This is a genomic window from Clostridium chromiireducens (genome assembly GCF_003575225.1).
GTDB classification, from domain to species: Bacteria; Bacillota; Clostridia; order Clostridiales; family Clostridiaceae; genus Clostridium; species Clostridium chromiireducens.
In genome coordinates this window covers 293496-312470 of the sequence record NZ_QXDJ01000003.1, presented here as the reverse complement: position 1 = coordinate 312470, position 18975 = coordinate 293496, and the positions used below count along the sequence as shown (strand labels likewise).

Genomic DNA, 18975 nt, shown 5'->3' with positions numbered 1-18975 from the left:
AAAATAGACTAATATTTAAGGAGTGATATTTATGGATGAAAATCCTATGTTTTGCTATCAGTGTGAACAAACAGCAGGGGGAAAAGGATGTACAAAGATTGGTGTATGTGGAAAAACACCAGAAATTGCAAATTTACAGGACTTATTAATATATCAATTAAAGGGAATTTCTTGTTATGCAAAACCTTTAATTGAACAAGGTAAAATTATAGATAAAGAAATAGTTAAATTTGTAGAGAATGGTTTATTTACAACATTAACAAATGTAAACTTTGATGCTGAAGTTCATGTGAGATTATTGAAGGAATCTCAAAAGATAAAAGAATCATTAAGAGATCAAGCACCAGAAGGAGAATATCCAGATGCAGCTACATACAATTTAAGTGATACAAAAGAAGAGATGTTAAAGGATTCAGTAAAAGCAGGGATAATGTATGATCAGAATCTAGATGCTGATATTCGTTCCTTAAGATCAACTATTCTATATGGATTAAAAGGTGTGGCTGCTTATGGGCATCAAGCAAGGTTTATTAATTACAATAATGACCAGGTAGATAATATTTATTTCTTAGGATTAGAAGCTACTACAAATGATAACTTAAGCTTGGATGATATGATACGTATGACAATGAGGGTTGGAGATATGAGCGTGCAAGTAATGCAGCTTTTAGATGAAGCTAATACTACTAGATACAAAAATCCTTCTCCTCATAAGGTAAATGTTAATATTAAAAAAGGTCCATTTATTATAGTATCTGGTCATGACCTTAGGGATTTAGAAATGCTTTTAGAGCAGACAGAAGGTAAAGGAATTAATATTTATACACATGGTGAAATGTTGCCATCCCATGGATATCCAGAACTAAAAAAATATAAACATTTAGTAGGAAACTTTGGTTCTGCATGGCAAAACCAACAAAAAGAATTCGATGGAATTCCGGGCTGTATTTTAATGACTACTAACTGTTTGATGAGACCAAGAGAAACCTATAAAGATAGGATATTTTCAACAAGTGTTGTAGGCTGGGATGGAATAAAGCATATCGATGTTCTAGAAGATGGAACTAAGGATTTTAGTGAGATAATAAATAAAGCATTAGAATTAGGCGGCTTTAAAGAAGATGAAGAAGAAAAAGAAATCTTAGTGGGCTTTGGACATCATGCAACATTATCTCATGCTGAAGCAATTGTTAATGCGGTTAAGGAAGGAAAGGTTAGACATTTCTTCTTAATCGGTGGGTGTGATGGTGCAAGGCCAGGAAGAAGTTATTATACTGAATTTGCTCAAAAGGTACCAAAAGATTGTATTATCCTTACACTGGCATGTGGAAAATATAGATTTAATAAATTAGACTTCGGAGAAGTGGCTGGACTTCCAAGATTATTAGATGTAGGTCAATGTAATGATGCATATTCGGCAGTTAGAATTGCAACAGCACTTGCAGATGCATTTAATACAGATGTTAATGGATTACCATTATCAATAATTCTTTCATGGTATGAGCAAAAAGCAGTTGCTGACCTTTTAGCATTACTTTCATTAGGCGTAAAAGGAATCTACCTTGGACCATCACTTCCAGCATTTGTAAGCCCTAATGTATTACAATATTTAGTGGATACATTTAACATAAGACCTATAAGTGAACCAGATGATGATTTAAAAACTTGTTTGCAACAAGGTGTGTAAAATATAAAAAAAATACATTAACAATATTAATAAAAGTGTTATAAACTATTTAAAAGAATCTAATTGATGAAGGTTATATTATCAATTAGATTTTTTTGTATTATTATAAACGTACATCATAGGCTTTGTTATGATTTAGCATAATTGCAAACTTTAAATTTTGTCTCATCAGAAGTTATACAATACTAATTTGTTATTCATTTCGCTCAGAACCTCTGGGGTAATAGTCGTGAGTTTACGAACGACTTGCTTAAAGCGTATCATTAGATTTAAACAGCTTGATGATACATTTATTATTTAGATTGAATATATCCTATACCGTCTGGTAATATGTTATAGCTTGTAAGACCCACACACCTATCAACTTCAATAAATATAATTTTTTTTAAATGTTCTAAACCATCTATTTTTGCCTTAGTAATCTGTCTATCCTCATTACTATATGAGTGACGATATGAATGATGGCAAATACACCATTTTTTATTTTTTAAATATGATGTATAAGCATCTCGTAGAAGTTTTTCTTCAATGTCATTCAATTTGATTTTATCCATAATATAACTCAATCTCCTTTTTTCATAGAAAACATTTTCAGTATTATTATGTATAGTAAATTTAATATTTATGTATATTTGAACGGTCGGAATGGTTTTATTTATGGCATAACTTAACAGTAGTAATACTGGTATATTTATTTTAATACTGCACACAATAATATATTAAAGAAATCATTGATATTTATTGTTATAATAAATTTTCTTGTAATAATACTTGAATGCACTATTACGATAGGTAATAGTGAAACTATAATAACTAATGCCTCAATTGCAATAGATAAATTCCAGAGAATAAGTAAACTCTAGGCCACTACCCCTTAGGTCCAACATTAGGACCTAAGGGGTAGTGGCCTAGAGTTTATGAACGACTTACTATATTATATAGTTTAAAATTTTTCGTAAATATGCTATAATTAACAAAATAAGTAAATTGATAGAGGTAAGTTAGTTATGATAATTAATTGTAAGGATATCAGAGCGGAAGCAAGACGGAGTTTGAAAGGATTTTGGAAGGTTATAATATTAATTAGTCTGGTATATAAGCTTGTTGACATTGTTGGGGATTTCATTCCAAAATCAAGTACTTTAGTGATTGTTCTAATGTCAGTTATTTCTACTATCTATGGATCATTTTTTTTGTTTGGATACACATCCGTAATATTGAAACTAGTAAGAGGCCAAAATATTAAATTAAAAGATATGCTTTCTGGAAGGTTTTTAAAAGCATTAGCAATAAACGTAGTAGTGGGTATTTATACTATATTGTGGTCACTGCTTTTGATAATTCCCGGAATTATAGCAGCAATTAAATATTCTATGACTTTTTATGTATGGGTAGATAATCCAAACATTGGCATTAATGAAGCAATAAGTAGAAGTACTGAAATGACTGATGGGCATATAATGGATATATTTACATTAGGACTAAGTTTTATTGGCTGGATAGCATTAATATTTGTTCCAGCTGCTATTGTTGGATACTGGCATCAACAATACTTTACCATAATTGCATCTGTTGGAATGGTTTTTCTAACTCCATATATCGATTTAGCAATGGGAACTTTATATACTAAGTTAGCTGAAGAGCAAAAAACCGAAATATAGATTTGTGCTGATATATGGAATAGATTATTCAAGCAAAAATGCAACATTATAATTTAGTAGTAATTTTTAATAAAAATATTATTGACTAAATATACATGTATAGAATATAATTGGTAATAAGCAAAACATAGTAAGTTAATAGGAGTAATATGAAAAAAAGGATATTTATATGAAGTTAATGCAGTGAAGGGAATAAGTGCATTAGGAAAATTTTTCTGATGGGAATTCAAAATGCAACTTATATAGAATACATCCTAGATTAATAAATTGAATAATAAAATTTATCAAACAGTATCTGACTGGTAAACCAGAGGACATGTTTCTAAGAATAGAAGCATGTCCTTTTTATATATAACTTTATTCAAAGTTATAATTATAATTTGAAAAGTATTTTACATAAAGATATTTTTCCATATGTATAGAGAGGGTGATACAATGTCAAAAAAAACAATAAATATTGAATTAACAGAAGTAGATAACAGAGAAATGAGATTAGGAACTATAACTGCTTGGGATGGTTCAGCAACGGAGTTGTGGAAAGAATCAAATTATGAATTGAGAAGTCAAAGAAAAAATGGCTGTGCTGGAAACCAAAAAGCTTGTCGATTGTGTGAATTAGATTCGCCGTTAAATCAACAGACCATGTGTGCCAATGCGATTGTTGAATGTCAAATAGGAAATATTACAGATTGTATACTTATTCAGCATGCTCCAATTGGGTGCTCAGCAGATAATCCTTGGTTTAATCTTGCTTTTAACATGGGGCTTGGAAGAAGGAATAAGCCACCACAAAATTTACAGATTTATAGCACAAATCTTTTGGAAAATGATATGGTTTTTGGCGCATCGGATAAACTAAGACAAACAATACGGGATGTAAAGGAACGTTTTAATCCTAGAGCAATTTTTATCTCCATGTCGTGTGCTACTGCTATTATAGGTGAAGATATAGATAGTGTTGCAGAAGAGATGGAGGAGGAAATTGGAATAACAGTTATTCCGTTGCATTGCGAAGGGTTTCGATCAAAACACTGGAGTACTGGATTTGATGTTTCACAGCATGGAGTTTTACGTCAAATAGTGAAGCGTAACCCTGAAAAGCAGAAAGATTTAATTAACATTGTAGCTTTGTGGGGAACTGATTATTTTACAGAAATATTAAAACCTCTTGGTTTGAAAGTAAATTATATGATAGACATGGCAAGCTACGATGAACTTGCTCAGGCTTCTGAAGCAGTGGCTACTGCAACTTTTTGTCACACACTTGGTTCTTATATGGCTACAGTGCTTGAAGAACAATTTGATGTTCCTCAAGTTGATGCACCTCAACCTTATGGAATCGAAGGTACGGATGCTTGGCTCCGAGCAATTGGAAAGATTGTTGGCAAAGAAAAAGAAACCGAAGAGTATATAAAGACTGAGCATGAAAGAGTGCTCCCTCAAATTCAAAAATTGCGCGAAAAGTTTAAGGGAATTAAAGGATTTGTTATGACAGGCTCATCCTATGCACATAGCCTTATTTCAGTTTTACGTGAATTAGGAATAGGAGTTGATGGTTCGGTGGTATTTCATCACGATCCTGTTTATGATGGTGGACATGAGAAACAAGATACCCTGCATGAACTCATCAGCAATTATGGAGACATTCCTAATTTTACAGTAAGTAAAACACAGGCATTCCAACTAAATGCTTTATTTAAACGAGTGGAGACAGATTTTGTAATAATTCGACATCAAGGACTTGCACCTGAGGCAGCAAAGCTTGGTATCCCATCTTTAGCCATGGGTGATGAACATTTCCCTGTTGGTTATGATGGAATAATTCGGACAGGTGAGGTTTTGTTAGATATTCTTGCTAGAAAGAAATTTAATGAAGTTCTTTCTAGACATGTTAAAAGTCCGTATAATGAATGGTGGCTTAGTCAAAATGATCCATTTTTGCTTGCAAGACATCCTGAAGTTCTTGACGAACGAGTTAAACTTTTGTAAGTGAGTTACACTGAGACTTTGGTTAAGAGAGGTAAGGGGAATCAATAACTATTGGCGTTACGATAAAATAATTAAAAAAATAAAAAATCGAGAAAATTCAGGAGAAGAATTTTTGTAAGAATATATAAGGAGGATTAGAATGACTAAGATTAATATAGAGAAAAAAAGTAATACAATAGTACATCCACATTATGCTTGTGCGGTTGGTGGTGTATATACTACAGTAGCAATTAAGGGTGGGGTTCCGATTGCAAATTGTGGTCCTGGATGTATGTACAAGCAATATTTTTTTATGGGGTTTGAAAATGGTTTTCAAGGTTCTACTAGTTATGGCGGCGGTAATGTTCCTAGTGCAAATGTAGGTGAGAATGACATAGTATTTGGTGGTGAAAAAAAACTTGATGATTTAATAAAATCAGTTTTAGCAATTTATAATGGTGAATTATTTGTGGTAGCTACAGGATGTACTGGAGAACTTATAGGAGATGATGTTGGATCAATTGTAAAGAAATATCGTGAGGCAGGTTATCCTATAGTATATGCAGATACAGCGGGCTTTAAAGGTTCAAACCTTATAGGTCATGAAATTGTTGTGCAAGCAATAATAGATCAATTTGTTGGAGATTATAAAGGTGAAAAGAAAAAGGGATTAATTAATTTGTGGCTTGAGACACCATTTTTTAATACAAATTGGCGTGGAGATTACTTGGAAATTGTAAGAATCTTAAGAAGCATAGGATTTGAAGTAAATGTACTTTTTGGACCACAAAGTGGCGGTGCAAAAGAATGGAAGGAAATTCCTAAAGCACAATTTAATCTTGTAATTTCGCCTTGGGTAGGGGTAAATATTGCGAAACATTTAGAAAAAAAATATGATCAGCCTTATTTGCATATTCCTGTAATACCTGTTGGTGAGGAAGCTACTACTGCTTTTATAAGACAATTAGTTCAATATTCAGGAATTGATGCTGAAAAATCAGAAGCGTTTATTGCAGAAGAAACAGAATTGTATTATTACTTTTTAGATTCTTTTTCACATATGTTTGCAGAGTATTGGTATGGCTTACCTTCTCGATTTGCTGTTGTGGGAGACAGTGCTTATACACTTGCATATACAAAGTTTTTGGCAGATCAAATAGGACTTATACCAGTAAAACAAATAATTACGGATAATCCACCAGAGAAATTTAGAGAGGAAATAAGTAAGGAATTTAGAAACCTATCAGAAGGTGTGTCTGTGGAGGTAGAATATATTGAAGATGGTTATCTTGCAGAAAAATCACTTTCAGAAGCTGATTTTGGTTCAGGAGTTCCATTGATATTAGGTTCGACATGGGAATCTGAAGTAGCACGAGAAAAAAATGCATTACTAATAGAAATAGATCCGCCTTCTTCTGAGACAGTAGTACTGAATAGAAGTCACATAGGATATAGAGGTGCTTTACAGTTTATAGAAAGAATTTACACGTCAACTGTAGGTGGAAAATAAAAGTTATCTATATTACATATATAGACGAAATACTTTATACAATGGTAATTAAAAATATCTTTTCTATTTTATCCATGCAGAAAATGACAGAACAGAAGAGTTCAATTAAGATGAATGCATAAAAGCTTAAGTAATATCCTAGGAATGGATGTGATTTGTTGGTAAATATAATTTAATAATAAACAGTTGACTAGAAAACTAGAGGCTAAGTATATTCTTAAATATTTAAGAATATACTGGCCTCTAACTTTTGTATAAAATTTTAATGAATTGGAGTGTTATAAATGGGAGGAAAAAGATTAAGACAAGTAGCTATATATGGAAAAGGAGGAATAGGTAAGTCAACAACAACACAAAATTTAACAGCAGGACTTACTGAACTTGGAAAGCATGTTTTAGTAGTAGGATGTGATCCTAAGGCAGATTCAACTAGATTATTACTAGGAGGGTTAGCTCAAAAAACAGTATTGGATACATTAAGGGAAGAAGGCGAGAATATAGATTTAGATGCAGTTGTAAAGACTGGATTTGGAAATACTAAATGCGTTGAATCAGGAGGGCCAGAACCTGGAGTTGGATGTGCAGGAAGAGGAATAATTACATCAATTGGATTACTTGAAAGATTAGGAGCTTACACAGAAGATTTAGATTACGTATTTTACGATGTACTTGGTGATGTTGTTTGTGGTGGATTTGCTATGCCAATAAGAGAAGGAAAGGCACAAGAAATATATATAGTAGCTTCAGGAGAAATGATGGCATTGTATGCAGCAAATAATATTTCAAGAGGTATTCAAAAGTATGCATTAAAAGGTGGAGTAAGACTTGGGGGAATAATTTGTAATAGCAGAAATGTTGATGGAGAATTGGATCTTTTAGAAGCTTTTGCAAAGGAGCTTGGAACACAATTAATACACTTTGTTCCAAGAGACAATGTAGTACAAAGAGCAGAGATAAGAAAAAAGACAGTTATTGAATTTGAACCAGAAGCAAAACAAGCTGATGAATATAGAACATTAGCTAAAAAAATAGAAGAAAATCAATTGTTTGTAATACCAAAACCAATGAAACAAGAAAGATTAGAAGAAATATTATCTGAATATGGATTAGATGCTTAAAATGTTAAAAATAAGGGAAGGAGCAGAGCAATGCCAATAAAAATTCCTGCTGAATTACCTGCATTTAAGGTGTTACGTGATGATAATATATTTGTAATTAACAGTGAAAGGGCAGATACCCAAGATATAAGAGTATTGAAAATAGCAATTATTAATTTAATGCCAAAGAAAATAGTAACAGAAAATCAATTATTAAGATATTTGTCTAATACACCATTACAAGTAGAAATCAAGTTGATTCAAACAAAGAGCTATGTCTCTCATACCACACTGTTAGACCACTTAGAGAAGTTCTATAATTATTTTGATGAAATAAAGAATGAAAAGTTTGATGGACTTATAATAACAGGTGCGCCAGTAGAAAAAATGAAATTCGAAGACGTAACATACTGGAAAGAACTTACTGAAATTATGGAGTGGAGTAAGACTAATGTATTCTCAACACTACATATTTGCTGGGGAGCTCAAGCAGGGTTATATTATCATCATAATGTACCTAAATATGATTTAAAGGAAAAGATGTTTGGAATATTTTTGCATCGCGTAAATGATGAGAAAGCTGATATTACAAGAGGGCTTAGTGATATTTTCAATGCTCCTCATTCTAGATATACTGAAGTTAAAGGAGAGGATATAGAAAAAGTTAATTATCTTGAGATTTTATCTGAATCAGAAGAAGCAGGAATATTTATTGTAGCGACACAAGATAGAAGAAAAATTTATATTACAGGACATCTTGAGTATGATAGAAACACATTAAATGATGAATATATAAGAGATAAAGAAAAAGGAGAAAAAATAGATATTCCTAAAAATTATTTTAAGAATAATGATCCAAATGAAATCCCTATTCATTCGTGGAGAGGTAGTGCAAATATAGTTTTTAGTAATTGGCTAAACTATTGTGTATATCAAAATACACCTTATGATATTGAAACACTTCATTAATTTAAAATCACAAAACTAAAATTACAGTTATTAAATAATGATATAAAAAATGGATATCGATTAATAAGTCATAATAATTAAAGGGGGCGAGGCTTGCAGATTTAGGAAAAGAATTAATTATATATTAATAAAAAATAGGACAGCTTGTATTAACAATTGAGAAAAAAATCGCGTGGAAATCATAGTAAATTAATCATATAACCATGATTAATAAAAATAAAGATAAAAATAATGGAGGAAAAATTATGAGTAATCAAGAAAGAAAATTAAAATTCGAAACGTTACAACTTCATGTGGGACAAGAACAAGCAGACCCAACAACAGATTCAAGAGCAGTGCCAATATATCAAACAACTTCATATGTATTTAGAAATTCAGCACATGCAGCTGCAAGATTTGGACTAGCAGATGCAGGAAATATATATGGACGTTTAACAAATTCTACACAAGATGTTTTTGAAAGGCGTGTTGCAGCTTTAGAAGGAGGGGTAGCAGGTCTTGCAGTAGCATCAGGGGCAGCTTCAATAGCGTATTCAATTCAAAATATAACAAAGGCAGGAGACCATGTAGTAGCAGCTAAGACTATATATGGAGGAACATATAATTTATTAGCACATACGTTAGCTGATTATGGAGTAACTACAACATTTGTAGATCCAGGAAATTTAGAAAACTTTAAAAATGCAATTAAAGATAATACAAAAGCAATATTTATAGAATCACTTGGAAATCCTAATTCAAATATTATAGATGTTGATGCATTATCAGAAATTGCACATAATCATAAAATTCCACTAATAGTTGATAACACATTTGGAACACCATATTTATTTAGACCAATTGAACATGGTGCAGATATAGTAGTTCATTCAGCAACTAAATTTATAGGTGGACATGGTACATCATTAGGTGGAGTAATTGTAGATTCAGGAAAATTTGATTGGATAGGATCAGGAAAGTTCCCACAATTAACAGAAGCTGATCCAAGCTATCATGGAATTAAATTTGCAGAAGTAGTTGGACCAGCAGCTTATGTAACAAGAATAAGAGCAATTCTACTAAGAGATACTGGTGCATCAATTAGTCCATTTAATGCATTTTTACTATTACAAGGATTGGAAACTCTTTCTTTAAGACTTGAAAGACATGTTGAAAATACATTAAAGGTAGTAGATTTCTTAAATAAACATCCAAAAGTTGAAAAAGTAAATCATCCATCATTAGCAGATAGCCCGGATAACGCATTATATAATAAATATTTTCCAAATGGTGCAGGATCTATATTCACTTTTGAAATTAAAGGCAAAGCAAAAGAAGCTCAAGAATTTATTGATAAGTTAGAAATATTCTCATTACTTGCAAATGTTGCAGATGTTAAATCATTAGTAATACATCCAGCAAGTACTACTCACTCACAATTAAGTGGAGAAGAATTATTAGATCAAGGAATTAAGCCAAATACAGTTCGCCTTTCTATAGGAACTGAGCATATTGATGATATAATCTATGATTTATCACAAGCCTTTGAAAGTTAAGTTAAAAATGCGAATGAATGAATTTTTGTAAGAAATAGTTGACATTATTAAATAGTAAAATATTATATTTAGAATAGTCGACTAGAAAACTAGGGACTAATTATTTTGTTAAATAAATTTAACGAAATAATTAGTCTTTTGCTATTTTATTAATGAGATTATAGAAGTTTAACGTAGTTGTCCTTAATAATATAAGAAATATCATAATAACTATAATCTAATATATGGTAATAATTATTAGAGGGTATATTATTTACCTTTATTTCAATATATATATATTTATGTTATTTGATAAAGTTTATAAAAATATAGTCGAATATATAAAGGAATAATGTAGTAAATAGTCGAATATAATTAACGACAGTGATTTGGAGGTGAAGATATAATGGATGAATTTACAGATATATATTTTAAGAAATATTGTGATCTGCTATACAAAAGGACGGGCATATTTGTCAAAGAAAACAAAAAAGAAACCTTCAAATTGAAAATAGAGAAGTCAATGAGAAAATTAAATATACACAATCATGATGAATACTTACTATATTTGCAGAAATATGATTGTGAAGAGCATTTTCAACAATTTATAAATGATATGACTACAAATACAACTGAATTCTTTCGAGAGAAGCAGCATTTTGATTTTATAGAAAATAATATACCATTTATAATGAAAAACAACCCTAGAATTGCAAGTAAGAATGAAATTAGAATATGGAGTGCAGCTTCTTCTTCAGGACAGGAAGCTGTATCATTAGCAATACTTTTTAGAGAGTGTTTTGGTAACCGCATAAACATTAAAATTTTAGCAACAGATATAGATAGCGAAATATTATCAAAAGCAGTAAAGGGGATATATTCTTACTCTGAATGTAAAGATATACCTGAAGAATTTCTTTATAAATATTTTGATAAAGTTAGAAATGGTTTTTCTATAAAAGAAGAAATTAGATCCATGATTCAATATAGGCATTTTAATTTAATGCAAGATTACAATTTTAAAAAAGGATTTGATATTATTTTCTGTAGAAATGTAATGATTTATTTTAGTAATCCTATTCAGGAAATGTTAATTAATAAATTCTATAACAATATTGTGCAGGGAGGACTACTATTTATTGGCCATTCTGAAAGTTTAGTTAGTAAATCCCACAAATATCAATATATTGGACCTGCTATATATATGAAGTGATTGGAAGTGAGATAAAAATATGAATGAAATACTTGTGGGGTATATTGAAGATTTAAAGTATAATTTAATGAGTTTAAATGAAGCCTTAATGGAAATGGAAAAAGGAAATACCAAAAATGATGTAATAAATACCGTTTTTCGAGTAGCTCATACAATTAAGGGTAATTCAGCAGCTATGGAATTTTATAATATAGAAAAAGTAACACATAAGATGGAAGACCTTCTTCAAGAGGTACGTAGCGGTCAGAGAGTCTTGACAGATGAAATTATCAATATTTTGTATTCTTTCCATGACTTTATGGAGGATTGTCTTACATTTATTAATAAAGATAAATGTGATGAAAATATTGTTATTACCGAAATAGTTGAAGGATTAATAAAAATTTTAACAGGAAATGCGCCAGATATAGATGAATCATCTGAAAATAATAATAAACATGATGAGATATTAAGCAAACTAGAAGAATTTAAGAGTGATACGGAATTATGGAATAGAATATTAGAAAATTTTAATAGAGGGTTTATACCATATTGGATTGAGGTAACTATAGATGAAAAGTGTGTAATGAAATCTATTAGAACCTGGCTTGTTTTTGAAGTAGCAAGTGCTTATGGTTCAATAATTTCATCTGTGCCTAAATGCCCAAGTGAAGAGGAACTAGGAAGTGATGAAGAATTTATAATTAATAATAATAGCATTAGTTTCCTAATTGTTACTGATAAAGATGTAGATTTGCTAATTAATGAATTGTTCAATACATCAGAAGTAACCAAAGTAAAAAAGCAAGAAATTGTTATAGATTTAATTAAGCAAGAACTAGAAGGCAGCAAAAAAGAAAATGAAGTTACTATTGATGAAAAAGCAAATGCATCAAATTCGCGGAATATAAAACAAAGCCCAGCGAGTGAAAAGCAGGCAGATAATTTTATCAGGATACCTGTAGTGAAAGTCGATGGCCTTATGGATATGCTTGGAGAGCTTCTTATTTTAAATTCTCAGTTTGAGCAGCAGATTAGTGAAGCTTTTGGAAGAAATTCTGCGATGATGAATAATTTATCAAGGTCATCAAAGCTGATTAAGGAAATACAAGCTTCATCTATGTCTCTTAGAATGATAGAAATTAAACCAACATTACATAGACTTCATAGAGTTGCAAGGGATACAGCGGCTGAACTTAATAAAAAAATCTCCATAATAATTGAAGGGGAAGAAACAGAAATTGACAGAAGTGCAGCAGAAAAAATATTTGATCCATTAATGCATCTGGTTAGAAATGCTGTTTCTCATGGTATAGAAGAGGAAGAAGAAAGAATAAAAGCTGGTAAAAAGAATGACGGCACAATAAAAATAAAAGCTTATAGTAAAAGAGATAGTGTCTATGTAGAGGTATCTGACGATGGAAAAGGTATTGATACGCAAAAAATTCTTAAAAAAGCTTTAACTTTAAATATGGCTGAAGAAAATAAAGTATATAGTGAAGAAGAAATTATAAAATTTATTTTTAAGCCTGGCTTCTCTACACAAGAAGTTGTTAATAACATTTCTGGCAGAGGTGTAGGAATGAATGTAGTAGAAGAAGTTATTTCGCATTTGGGTGGAAAGATTGATGTAGTAAATGTTTTAGGGGAAGGTTGTGCTTTTACAGTAAAAATCCCTATGAATCTTGCTGTAATGAATGGAACAATAATTGAAGCAGCAGGAGGAAGATATATTATACCTACTTTATTTATTAAAGAGTTTTTTATAGTAGATAAGAGTAATTTGATTAGTATTCAAAATAAAACGGAAGCATTACTCATAAGAAACAACGTTATTTCAGTTGTAGATGTGCCTAAGATGTTTAATATTCCTGAAAGCGATACACTACATAATTTAAGAGAAGTTGTTATATTAGAAATGGATCAAAAATTACTAGCATTTCCTGTTGATAGGATTATTGCAAGGCAGGAAATTGTATCTAAACCTTTAGAAAGTGAATTTTCTTCGATTTCTTATGCATCAGGGGCAGCTATACTTGGGGATGGAAGGGTATCTCTTATATTAGATGTTGAGGAAATGTTTAAAATGTAGGAATTAAAACTGTTTTTAAAGGATGGAAATTAATATGGATAAGATAAAGGTATTGGTAGTGGATGACTCCGCTATGGTAAGGAAAATGTTAAGTAGTGAACTGTCAAAAACAAAAGAAATTCAGGTTATTGATACAGCACCAGATCCCTATATTGCAAGGGATAAAATCATAAAATTAAAACCTGATATTGTTCTTTTAGATATAGAAATGCCTAGAATGGATGGATTGACTTTTTTGCGCAAGTTAATGAAGTACTATCCAATTAGAGTTATCATTGTTAGTTCCATAGCAGAAAATGGCAGCGAAACAGCTCTAAAGGCATTGGAATATGGTGCATTAGAAGTAGTGGCAAAACCATCAGTTTCATATTCAGTAAATGATATGATTGAACAGCTCATAGAAAAGATATTAGCTGTTTCAAAAATTCCAAATTGGAAAGTAGGAATTAAAGAAAATAAAAAAGAGGTTGCTGTTTTTAGTGAAAATAAGAAATCGTCTCTAATTAAAACTACAAATAAAATTATTGCGATTGGTGCATCTACAGGAGGCACAGAAGCATTGAAAGAATTACTAGAAAAAATGCCTCCATCTGCACCTCCAATAATGATAGTGCAGCATATGCCTCAGCATTTTACGAAATCCTTTGCACAAAGGCTGAATCAAATATGTGCCATAGAAGTAAAAGAGGCAGAAGATAGGGAAATACTTTCTCCTGGTAAAGCATTAATAGCGCCTGGTAATATGCACATGGAACTAAGAAGAAGCGGAGCAGTATATTATGTGCAGCTTCATAATGGACCTATGGTTTATCATCAACGTCCTTCAGTGGATATTCTCTTTGATTCAGTCGCAAAGTATGCAGGAAGGAATGCTGTAGGGGTTATACTTACAGGTATGGGAAAAGATGGTGCAGCTGGTCTTTTGAATATGAAAAATGAGGGCGCATATACTATTGCCCAAGATGAAAAAAGTTGTGTGGTTTTTGGAATGCCGAAGGAAGCAATCGAAATGGGAGCTGCTAAAAAAATAGTTTCACTAAATCACATTGTAGATGACATAATTCAATATTTAAATAATTAAATCATTAAATCAGAGTGGAGGTATAGAAATGGCATTAGAATTGAATAAATTTCTTACATTTAATATTGGAGAAGAGTTTTATGGAATACCAGTTTTAAATGTTAAAGAGATAATTGGCATGTTAGATATTACTCCGGTACATAAAATGCCAGAATATATAAGAGGAATTATAAATTTAAGGGGTAAGATTATTCCTGTAATGGATTTAAGAATTAGATTTGGAATACCAAGTAGAGAATATGATGCTAGAACTTGCATTATTGTTATTGAAACAGAAGTATCAAATCAAACTCGTTTAACTGGGATGGTAGTTGATACAGTTTCTGAAGTTTTAGATATAAATAACGAAACAATAGAATTACCTTCATCATGTTTTGGAGGAGTCAATAAGGATTATCTTACAGGAATAGGAAAGATAAAAGATAAAGTTATTATGCTGCTTGAACCTATAAATATTATGTCAACAGATGAAAAGGATGTAATCTAAGAATTAGAAATTGGAGGAAAAGAAGATGAATTTTAATAATTGGAAAGTAAAAAACAAAATCATTTTAAGTATTATAATGTCGTTTATAATGTTTGTTACAATGGGTGTTGTTGCAATATTCGCAACTGGAAAAATATATGACAGTGGAAGTTATATAGCTACAAATAGTCTGCCTAGTATTGATACAGCCAATGCCATAAATACGGCAACGAGTGATTTTTTATCATTGCAATATCGTCATGTAATCTCAGAGGATAAAGGTCAAATGGAAAATTTAGAAAAAAACATGGTGGATAAAAATTCACAAATACAGCAGCTAATACAAACATATAGTAAAGATTTGATTTCTAACGATGAAGACAAGAAATTAATAGATTCTGTTAAACAAAAATGGGATAGTTATATGGAGGCAAGCTCTAAAGTAACGGCACTTAGCAGGGATATGAAAACTGCAGATGCTATGAAATTAATGGAAACTCAGGGACTTCCAAGTTTTGACGATGCTAGTAAGCTTCTTAATGATTTAGTTGCATTTAATCAAAAGCTTTCAAAGGAAGATACTGATGATCTCAGTTCCACATATAGTGCTACTAAAATAGGAACTATAATATTTTTATGTATTGGTACAGTAACTTCTATAGCAGTAAATGTTTTGATACTTTTATCTATTACTAAGCCACTAACAAAGAATTCTAACAAATTAGGAGAAGTTGCTAGGTCTATTGCTGGAGCATCAAGTCAATTGGCAGCTTCAAGCCAGCAATTAGCAGAAGCAAGTTCTGAACAAGCGGCTTCTATTGAAGAGGTATCTGCAACAATGGATGAATCATCTTCTATGGTGATTCAGAGCACAGAAAATACAAGACAAGCCTCAACCCTTGCAAATCAAGCTAATGAAGCTTCAACTGCAGCTAGTTTGGAAATGAAGGACATGATGGTTTCTATGGAGGAAATCAAGCAGTCTAGTTCAGAAATAGGGAAAATAATTAAAGTTATTGATGAAATAGCATTCCAAACAAACATCTTGGCACTAAATGCAGCAGTAGAAGCAGCAAGAGCTGGAGATGCAGGAAAAGGATTTGCTGTAGTTGCTGAAGAAGTACGAAATTTAGCCCAAAGAAGTGCAGATGCTGCTAAAGATACAGCAGGAATCATTGAGAAAAATATACAACTTTCTGGACGTGGAAGTGATGCTGCTGGGAAGGTAGATACTGCATTAGATGATATTTCGTCTAAGGTTGATAAATTAAATAATCTTATTTCAGAAATTAGCGCTGCTAGCCAAGAACAGGCTCAAGGAATAGAACAGGTGAATAGAGCTATTAGTCAGATGGAATCAGTAACACAGCAAAATGCATCTGGAGCAGAAGAAAGTGCTTCAGCAGCAGAAGAAATGAAAGCTCAAGCACTCATATTACAAAAGATAGTTGAAAGCCTTACTTTAATGGTTAAGGGTGCTATTGAGATTGATGATGAAGGATTTAATATGAATATTAAAAATAATATGGGAAAGAAAAAAAGTAAAGGGACTTCATACTATAATACAAAATCTTCTTTACAGAACAAGAAAGTAAAATATACTAAAACTATGACAAATCCAGAAGATATAATCCCTTTAAATGAAGATGATGATTTTTAAGGCATATGAAATAAAATATGCTGTCAGATATATTAATTATTTTTTGAATTTGCCTAAATAAGATGATTATAAATTGAATCAGTGCAAATATAAAAAGTATATTTGATAGATAAGGGACTACAGCAGAAAGTTTTGTTTTCAATAGAAAACTTTCTGCTATTTTTTAATATTTAATTAGCAAAATTTAGCGATAAAATCGATCTAAAATGAAATTTGAACATTAGGGGGAATCAAAATGAGAAACTTCAAAATTAGCACGAAATTAGGTATATTAGTATCAGTTGTAATTGTTGCTTTGATTATTGTAGGATTATTCTCAATTTATAATGGGCGAATAGCTACTGCTAATATGGATAAGATGTACAATAATAGCGAAAAATCCATTGAAATTGGAGGAGACTTAAGAACACAGACAAGAGCTAATAAGGCTAATTTGCTCGATTTAATCATTTCAAAAGATGAAAAATATAGAACACAAGTAAATAATGATATTGAAAAGCGAAAAAAGACTATAAATGATGATATGGATAAATTAAATGAATTATCAGCAGATAACAAACAGAAGGAATTGTACCAAACAATAAAAAATAACTTAGCAGCTTATCAAAAGGAGTTTTTGAATTCGGTAGATCTAGTAAAAGCTGATAAAGTTGATGAAGCCTATAAATCATATAGTAATAGTGTTAATTTATTAGAAACATATCAAGCAAGTGTAAGGGATTTAAATGATTATAACTCAAATAATGCTAAAGCTATTTATGACAATTATAAAACAAATGCACAAAATACAGAACGTATTACATTTTTTATTGTAATTTTAGCTATTACTACGGCTTTAGGTATTAGCTTATATATTATTAAGAATATCAGAAAGTCAATGTCAAGTTTATCACTTACGTTAAATTCTATGAAAAATGGAGATTTTACTGTAGAGGTTCCTGAAGATGTGCGTAGCGTAAAGGACGAAATTGGAGTAATGTCAATGGATGTTTTTCTTATGCAAGGATCTTTAAAGAAATTAATTGAAATGGTTAAAAATGAAGCAATAAATGTTAATCAAAATGTAAATGGAAGCTTAGATAATATAAATATTATGAATAATAATTTAGAGGATGTTTCTGCAAGAACAGAAGAGTTAGCAGCGAACATGGAAGAAACAGCAGCGTGTTCAGAAGAAATGACAGCTGCCACACAGGAAATAGAAAGAGCTATAGATACTATAGCTAAAAATTCACAAAAGGGTGCAGTTGAAGTTTTAAATATTAATAAAAGAGCAGCAGATACAAAAGAAAGTGTTAATATAGCACAAAAGAAGGCAGCTGATATATTTGATGGAACAAAAGGAGAGCTTGAAAAAGCAATTGAGAATTCTAAGATAGTAAATCAGATAAATGTTTTATCACAATCAATAATGGCGATCACTGAGCAAACCAATTTACTTGCATTAAATGCAGCGATTGAAGCCGCAAGAGCAGGGGAAGCAGGAAAAGGATTTTCTGTTGTAGCAGAAGAAATAAGAAAATTAGCTGAACAGTCTAAGGAAGCCGTAATTGAGATTCAAAATATTACTACCAAGGTAACAGATTCATTTACTGAACTTACTGTCAGTTCAAATAAACTCCTTCAATTTGTGTCTACTGATGTGTATGAGGATTATAAAACAATGCTTGAGGTTGCAGATAAATATAAAGAGGATGCAAACTTTGTTGAGAATCTTGTTACAGAGTTCAGTTCAACATCAGAAGAACTTTTAGCATCAATACAGGATGTATTAAAGACTATTGATGAAGTGGCACAAGCAGCTAGTGATGGAGCTGAGGGAACAACTGATATTTCCCAAAGAATAGCTGACGTTACTTTAAAATCTAGTAATGTGTTAGACCTATCAAATAAATCACAAGATAGCTCAGAAAAATTAAAACAAGAAATTTCAAAATTTATAGTCTAGTTTATTAAATATAAATCAAATAGTGACCGGTAAGCTGAGATTTTCTTGAATTGCCAAGAATTTAAACAAGAACTAGGGGTTATAAATATCCCTGGTTCCTTTTGCTGCTTCAATTTATTATGGTATATTC

14 protein-coding genes are annotated in these 18975 nt (G+C 31.2%); 13 read left to right on the top strand and 1 reads right to left on the bottom strand.

What is annotated here, in order from left to right:
• Positions 1–31: 31 nt before the first annotated feature.
• A complete protein-coding gene (hcp, locus tag D2A34_RS12645) occupies positions 32–1687 on the top strand; it encodes a hydroxylamine reductase (protein ID WP_182629365.1) in 1656 nt (551 codons plus the stop codon).
• Positions 1688–1980: 293 nt separating this feature from the next.
• On the opposite strand, the gene D2A34_RS12640 is transcribed toward hcp, so the two are convergent.
• On the bottom strand, positions 1981–2241 hold the full coding sequence (locus tag D2A34_RS12640) for a hypothetical protein (protein ID WP_079440000.1): 261 nt from the start codon (positions 2239–2241) through the stop codon (positions 1981–1983).
• Between the two features lie 453 nt (positions 2242–2694).
• On the opposite strand from D2A34_RS12640, the gene D2A34_RS12635 reads away from it, so the two are divergent.
• From D2A34_RS12635 to D2A34_RS12580, 12 genes are all read left to right on the top strand, one after another.
• Positions 2695–3348, top strand: coding sequence for a DUF975 family protein (locus D2A34_RS12635; RefSeq protein ID WP_079439999.1), 654 nt, complete (start codon positions 2695–2697; stop codon positions 3346–3348).
• A 435-nt stretch (positions 3349–3783) separates the two neighbouring features.
• Entirely contained in the window at positions 3784–5337 is a 1554-nt protein-coding gene (locus D2A34_RS12630; protein WP_119366849.1) for a nitrogenase component 1, read from the top strand.
• 139 nt (positions 5338–5476) lie between these two features.
• Positions 5477–6826, top strand: a complete 1350-nt coding sequence (locus D2A34_RS12625; protein ID WP_079439997.1) for a nitrogenase component 1 — start codon at positions 5477–5479, stop codon at positions 6824–6826.
• Between the two features lie 284 nt (positions 6827–7110).
• On the top strand, positions 7111–7944 hold the full coding sequence (gene nifH / locus D2A34_RS12620) for a nitrogenase iron protein (protein WP_079439996.1): 834 nt from the start codon (positions 7111–7113) through the stop codon (positions 7942–7944).
• 30 nt (positions 7945–7974) lie between these two features.
• Positions 7975–8892, top strand: coding sequence for a homoserine O-acetyltransferase MetA (gene metA / locus D2A34_RS12615; RefSeq protein ID WP_079439995.1), 918 nt, complete (start codon positions 7975–7977; stop codon positions 8890–8892).
• Positions 8893–9137: 245 nt separating this feature from the next.
• Positions 9138–10427: an O-acetylhomoserine aminocarboxypropyltransferase/cysteine synthase family protein gene (locus D2A34_RS12610; protein WP_079439994.1), complete on the top strand. Its 1290-nt coding sequence runs from the start codon at positions 9138–9140 to the stop codon at positions 10425–10427.
• A 385-nt stretch (positions 10428–10812) separates the two neighbouring features.
• Positions 10813–11619 (top strand): CheR family methyltransferase, encoded by an 807-nt coding sequence (locus D2A34_RS12605; protein WP_119366848.1) that lies wholly within the window; start codon positions 10813–10815, stop codon positions 11617–11619.
• 19 nt (positions 11620–11638) lie between these two features.
• Positions 11639–13690: a chemotaxis protein CheA gene (locus D2A34_RS12600; RefSeq protein ID WP_119366847.1), complete on the top strand. Its 2052-nt coding sequence runs from the start codon at positions 11639–11641 to the stop codon at positions 13688–13690.
• Positions 13691–13724: 34 nt separating this feature from the next.
• Positions 13725–14771, top strand: a complete 1047-nt coding sequence (locus D2A34_RS12595; RefSeq protein ID WP_119366846.1) for a protein-glutamate methylesterase/protein-glutamine glutaminase — start codon at positions 13725–13727, stop codon at positions 14769–14771.
• Between the two features lie 28 nt (positions 14772–14799).
• Positions 14800–15258, top strand: a complete 459-nt coding sequence (locus tag D2A34_RS12590) for a chemotaxis protein CheW (RefSeq protein WP_119366845.1) — start codon at positions 14800–14802, stop codon at positions 15256–15258.
• A 25-nt stretch (positions 15259–15283) separates the two neighbouring features.
• Positions 15284–16897, top strand: coding sequence for a HAMP domain-containing methyl-accepting chemotaxis protein (locus D2A34_RS12585; protein WP_119366844.1), 1614 nt, complete (start codon positions 15284–15286; stop codon positions 16895–16897).
• A gap of 235 nt (positions 16898–17132) precedes the next feature.
• Entirely contained in the window at positions 17133–18845 is a 1713-nt protein-coding gene (locus tag D2A34_RS12580; protein ID WP_119366843.1) for a methyl-accepting chemotaxis protein, read from the top strand.
• Positions 18846–18975 lie beyond the last annotated feature (130 nt).

Bases quoted from the DNA above. Each gene is read 5' to 3' on its own strand.
- D2A34_RS12640 (WP_079440000.1), bottom strand. From the start codon at position 2,241: ATGGATAAAATCAAATTGAATGACATTGAAGAAAAACTTCTACGAGAT.
- D2A34_RS12605 (WP_119366848.1), top strand. From the start codon at position 10,813: ATGGATGAATTTACAGATATATATTTTAAGAAATATTGTGATCTGCTA.
- D2A34_RS12580 (WP_119366843.1), top strand. From the start codon at position 17,133: ATGAGAAACTTCAAAATTAGCACGAAATTAGGTATATTAGTATCAGTT.
- D2A34_RS12610 (WP_079439994.1), top strand. From the start codon at position 9,138: ATGAGTAATCAAGAAAGAAAATTAAAATTCGAAACGTTACAACTTCAT.
- D2A34_RS12625 (WP_079439997.1), top strand. From the start codon at position 5,477: ATGACTAAGATTAATATAGAGAAAAAAAGTAATACAATAGTACATCCA.
- nifH (WP_079439996.1), top strand. From the start codon at position 7,111: ATGGGAGGAAAAAGATTAAGACAAGTAGCTATATATGGAAAAGGAGGA.
- D2A34_RS12600 (WP_119366847.1), top strand. From the start codon at position 11,639: ATGAATGAAATACTTGTGGGGTATATTGAAGATTTAAAGTATAATTTA.
- metA (WP_079439995.1), top strand. From the start codon at position 7,975: ATGCCAATAAAAATTCCTGCTGAATTACCTGCATTTAAGGTGTTACGT.
- D2A34_RS12595 (WP_119366846.1), top strand. From the start codon at position 13,725: ATGGATAAGATAAAGGTATTGGTAGTGGATGACTCCGCTATGGTAAGG.
- hcp (WP_182629365.1), top strand. From the start codon at position 32: ATGGATGAAAATCCTATGTTTTGCTATCAGTGTGAACAAACAGCAGGG.
- D2A34_RS12635 (WP_079439999.1), top strand. From the start codon at position 2,695: ATGATAATTAATTGTAAGGATATCAGAGCGGAAGCAAGACGGAGTTTG.
- D2A34_RS12585 (WP_119366844.1), top strand. From the start codon at position 15,284: ATGAATTTTAATAATTGGAAAGTAAAAAACAAAATCATTTTAAGTATT.
- D2A34_RS12590 (WP_119366845.1), top strand. From the start codon at position 14,800: ATGGCATTAGAATTGAATAAATTTCTTACATTTAATATTGGAGAAGAG.
- D2A34_RS12630 (WP_119366849.1), top strand. From the start codon at position 3,784: ATGTCAAAAAAAACAATAAATATTGAATTAACAGAAGTAGATAACAGA.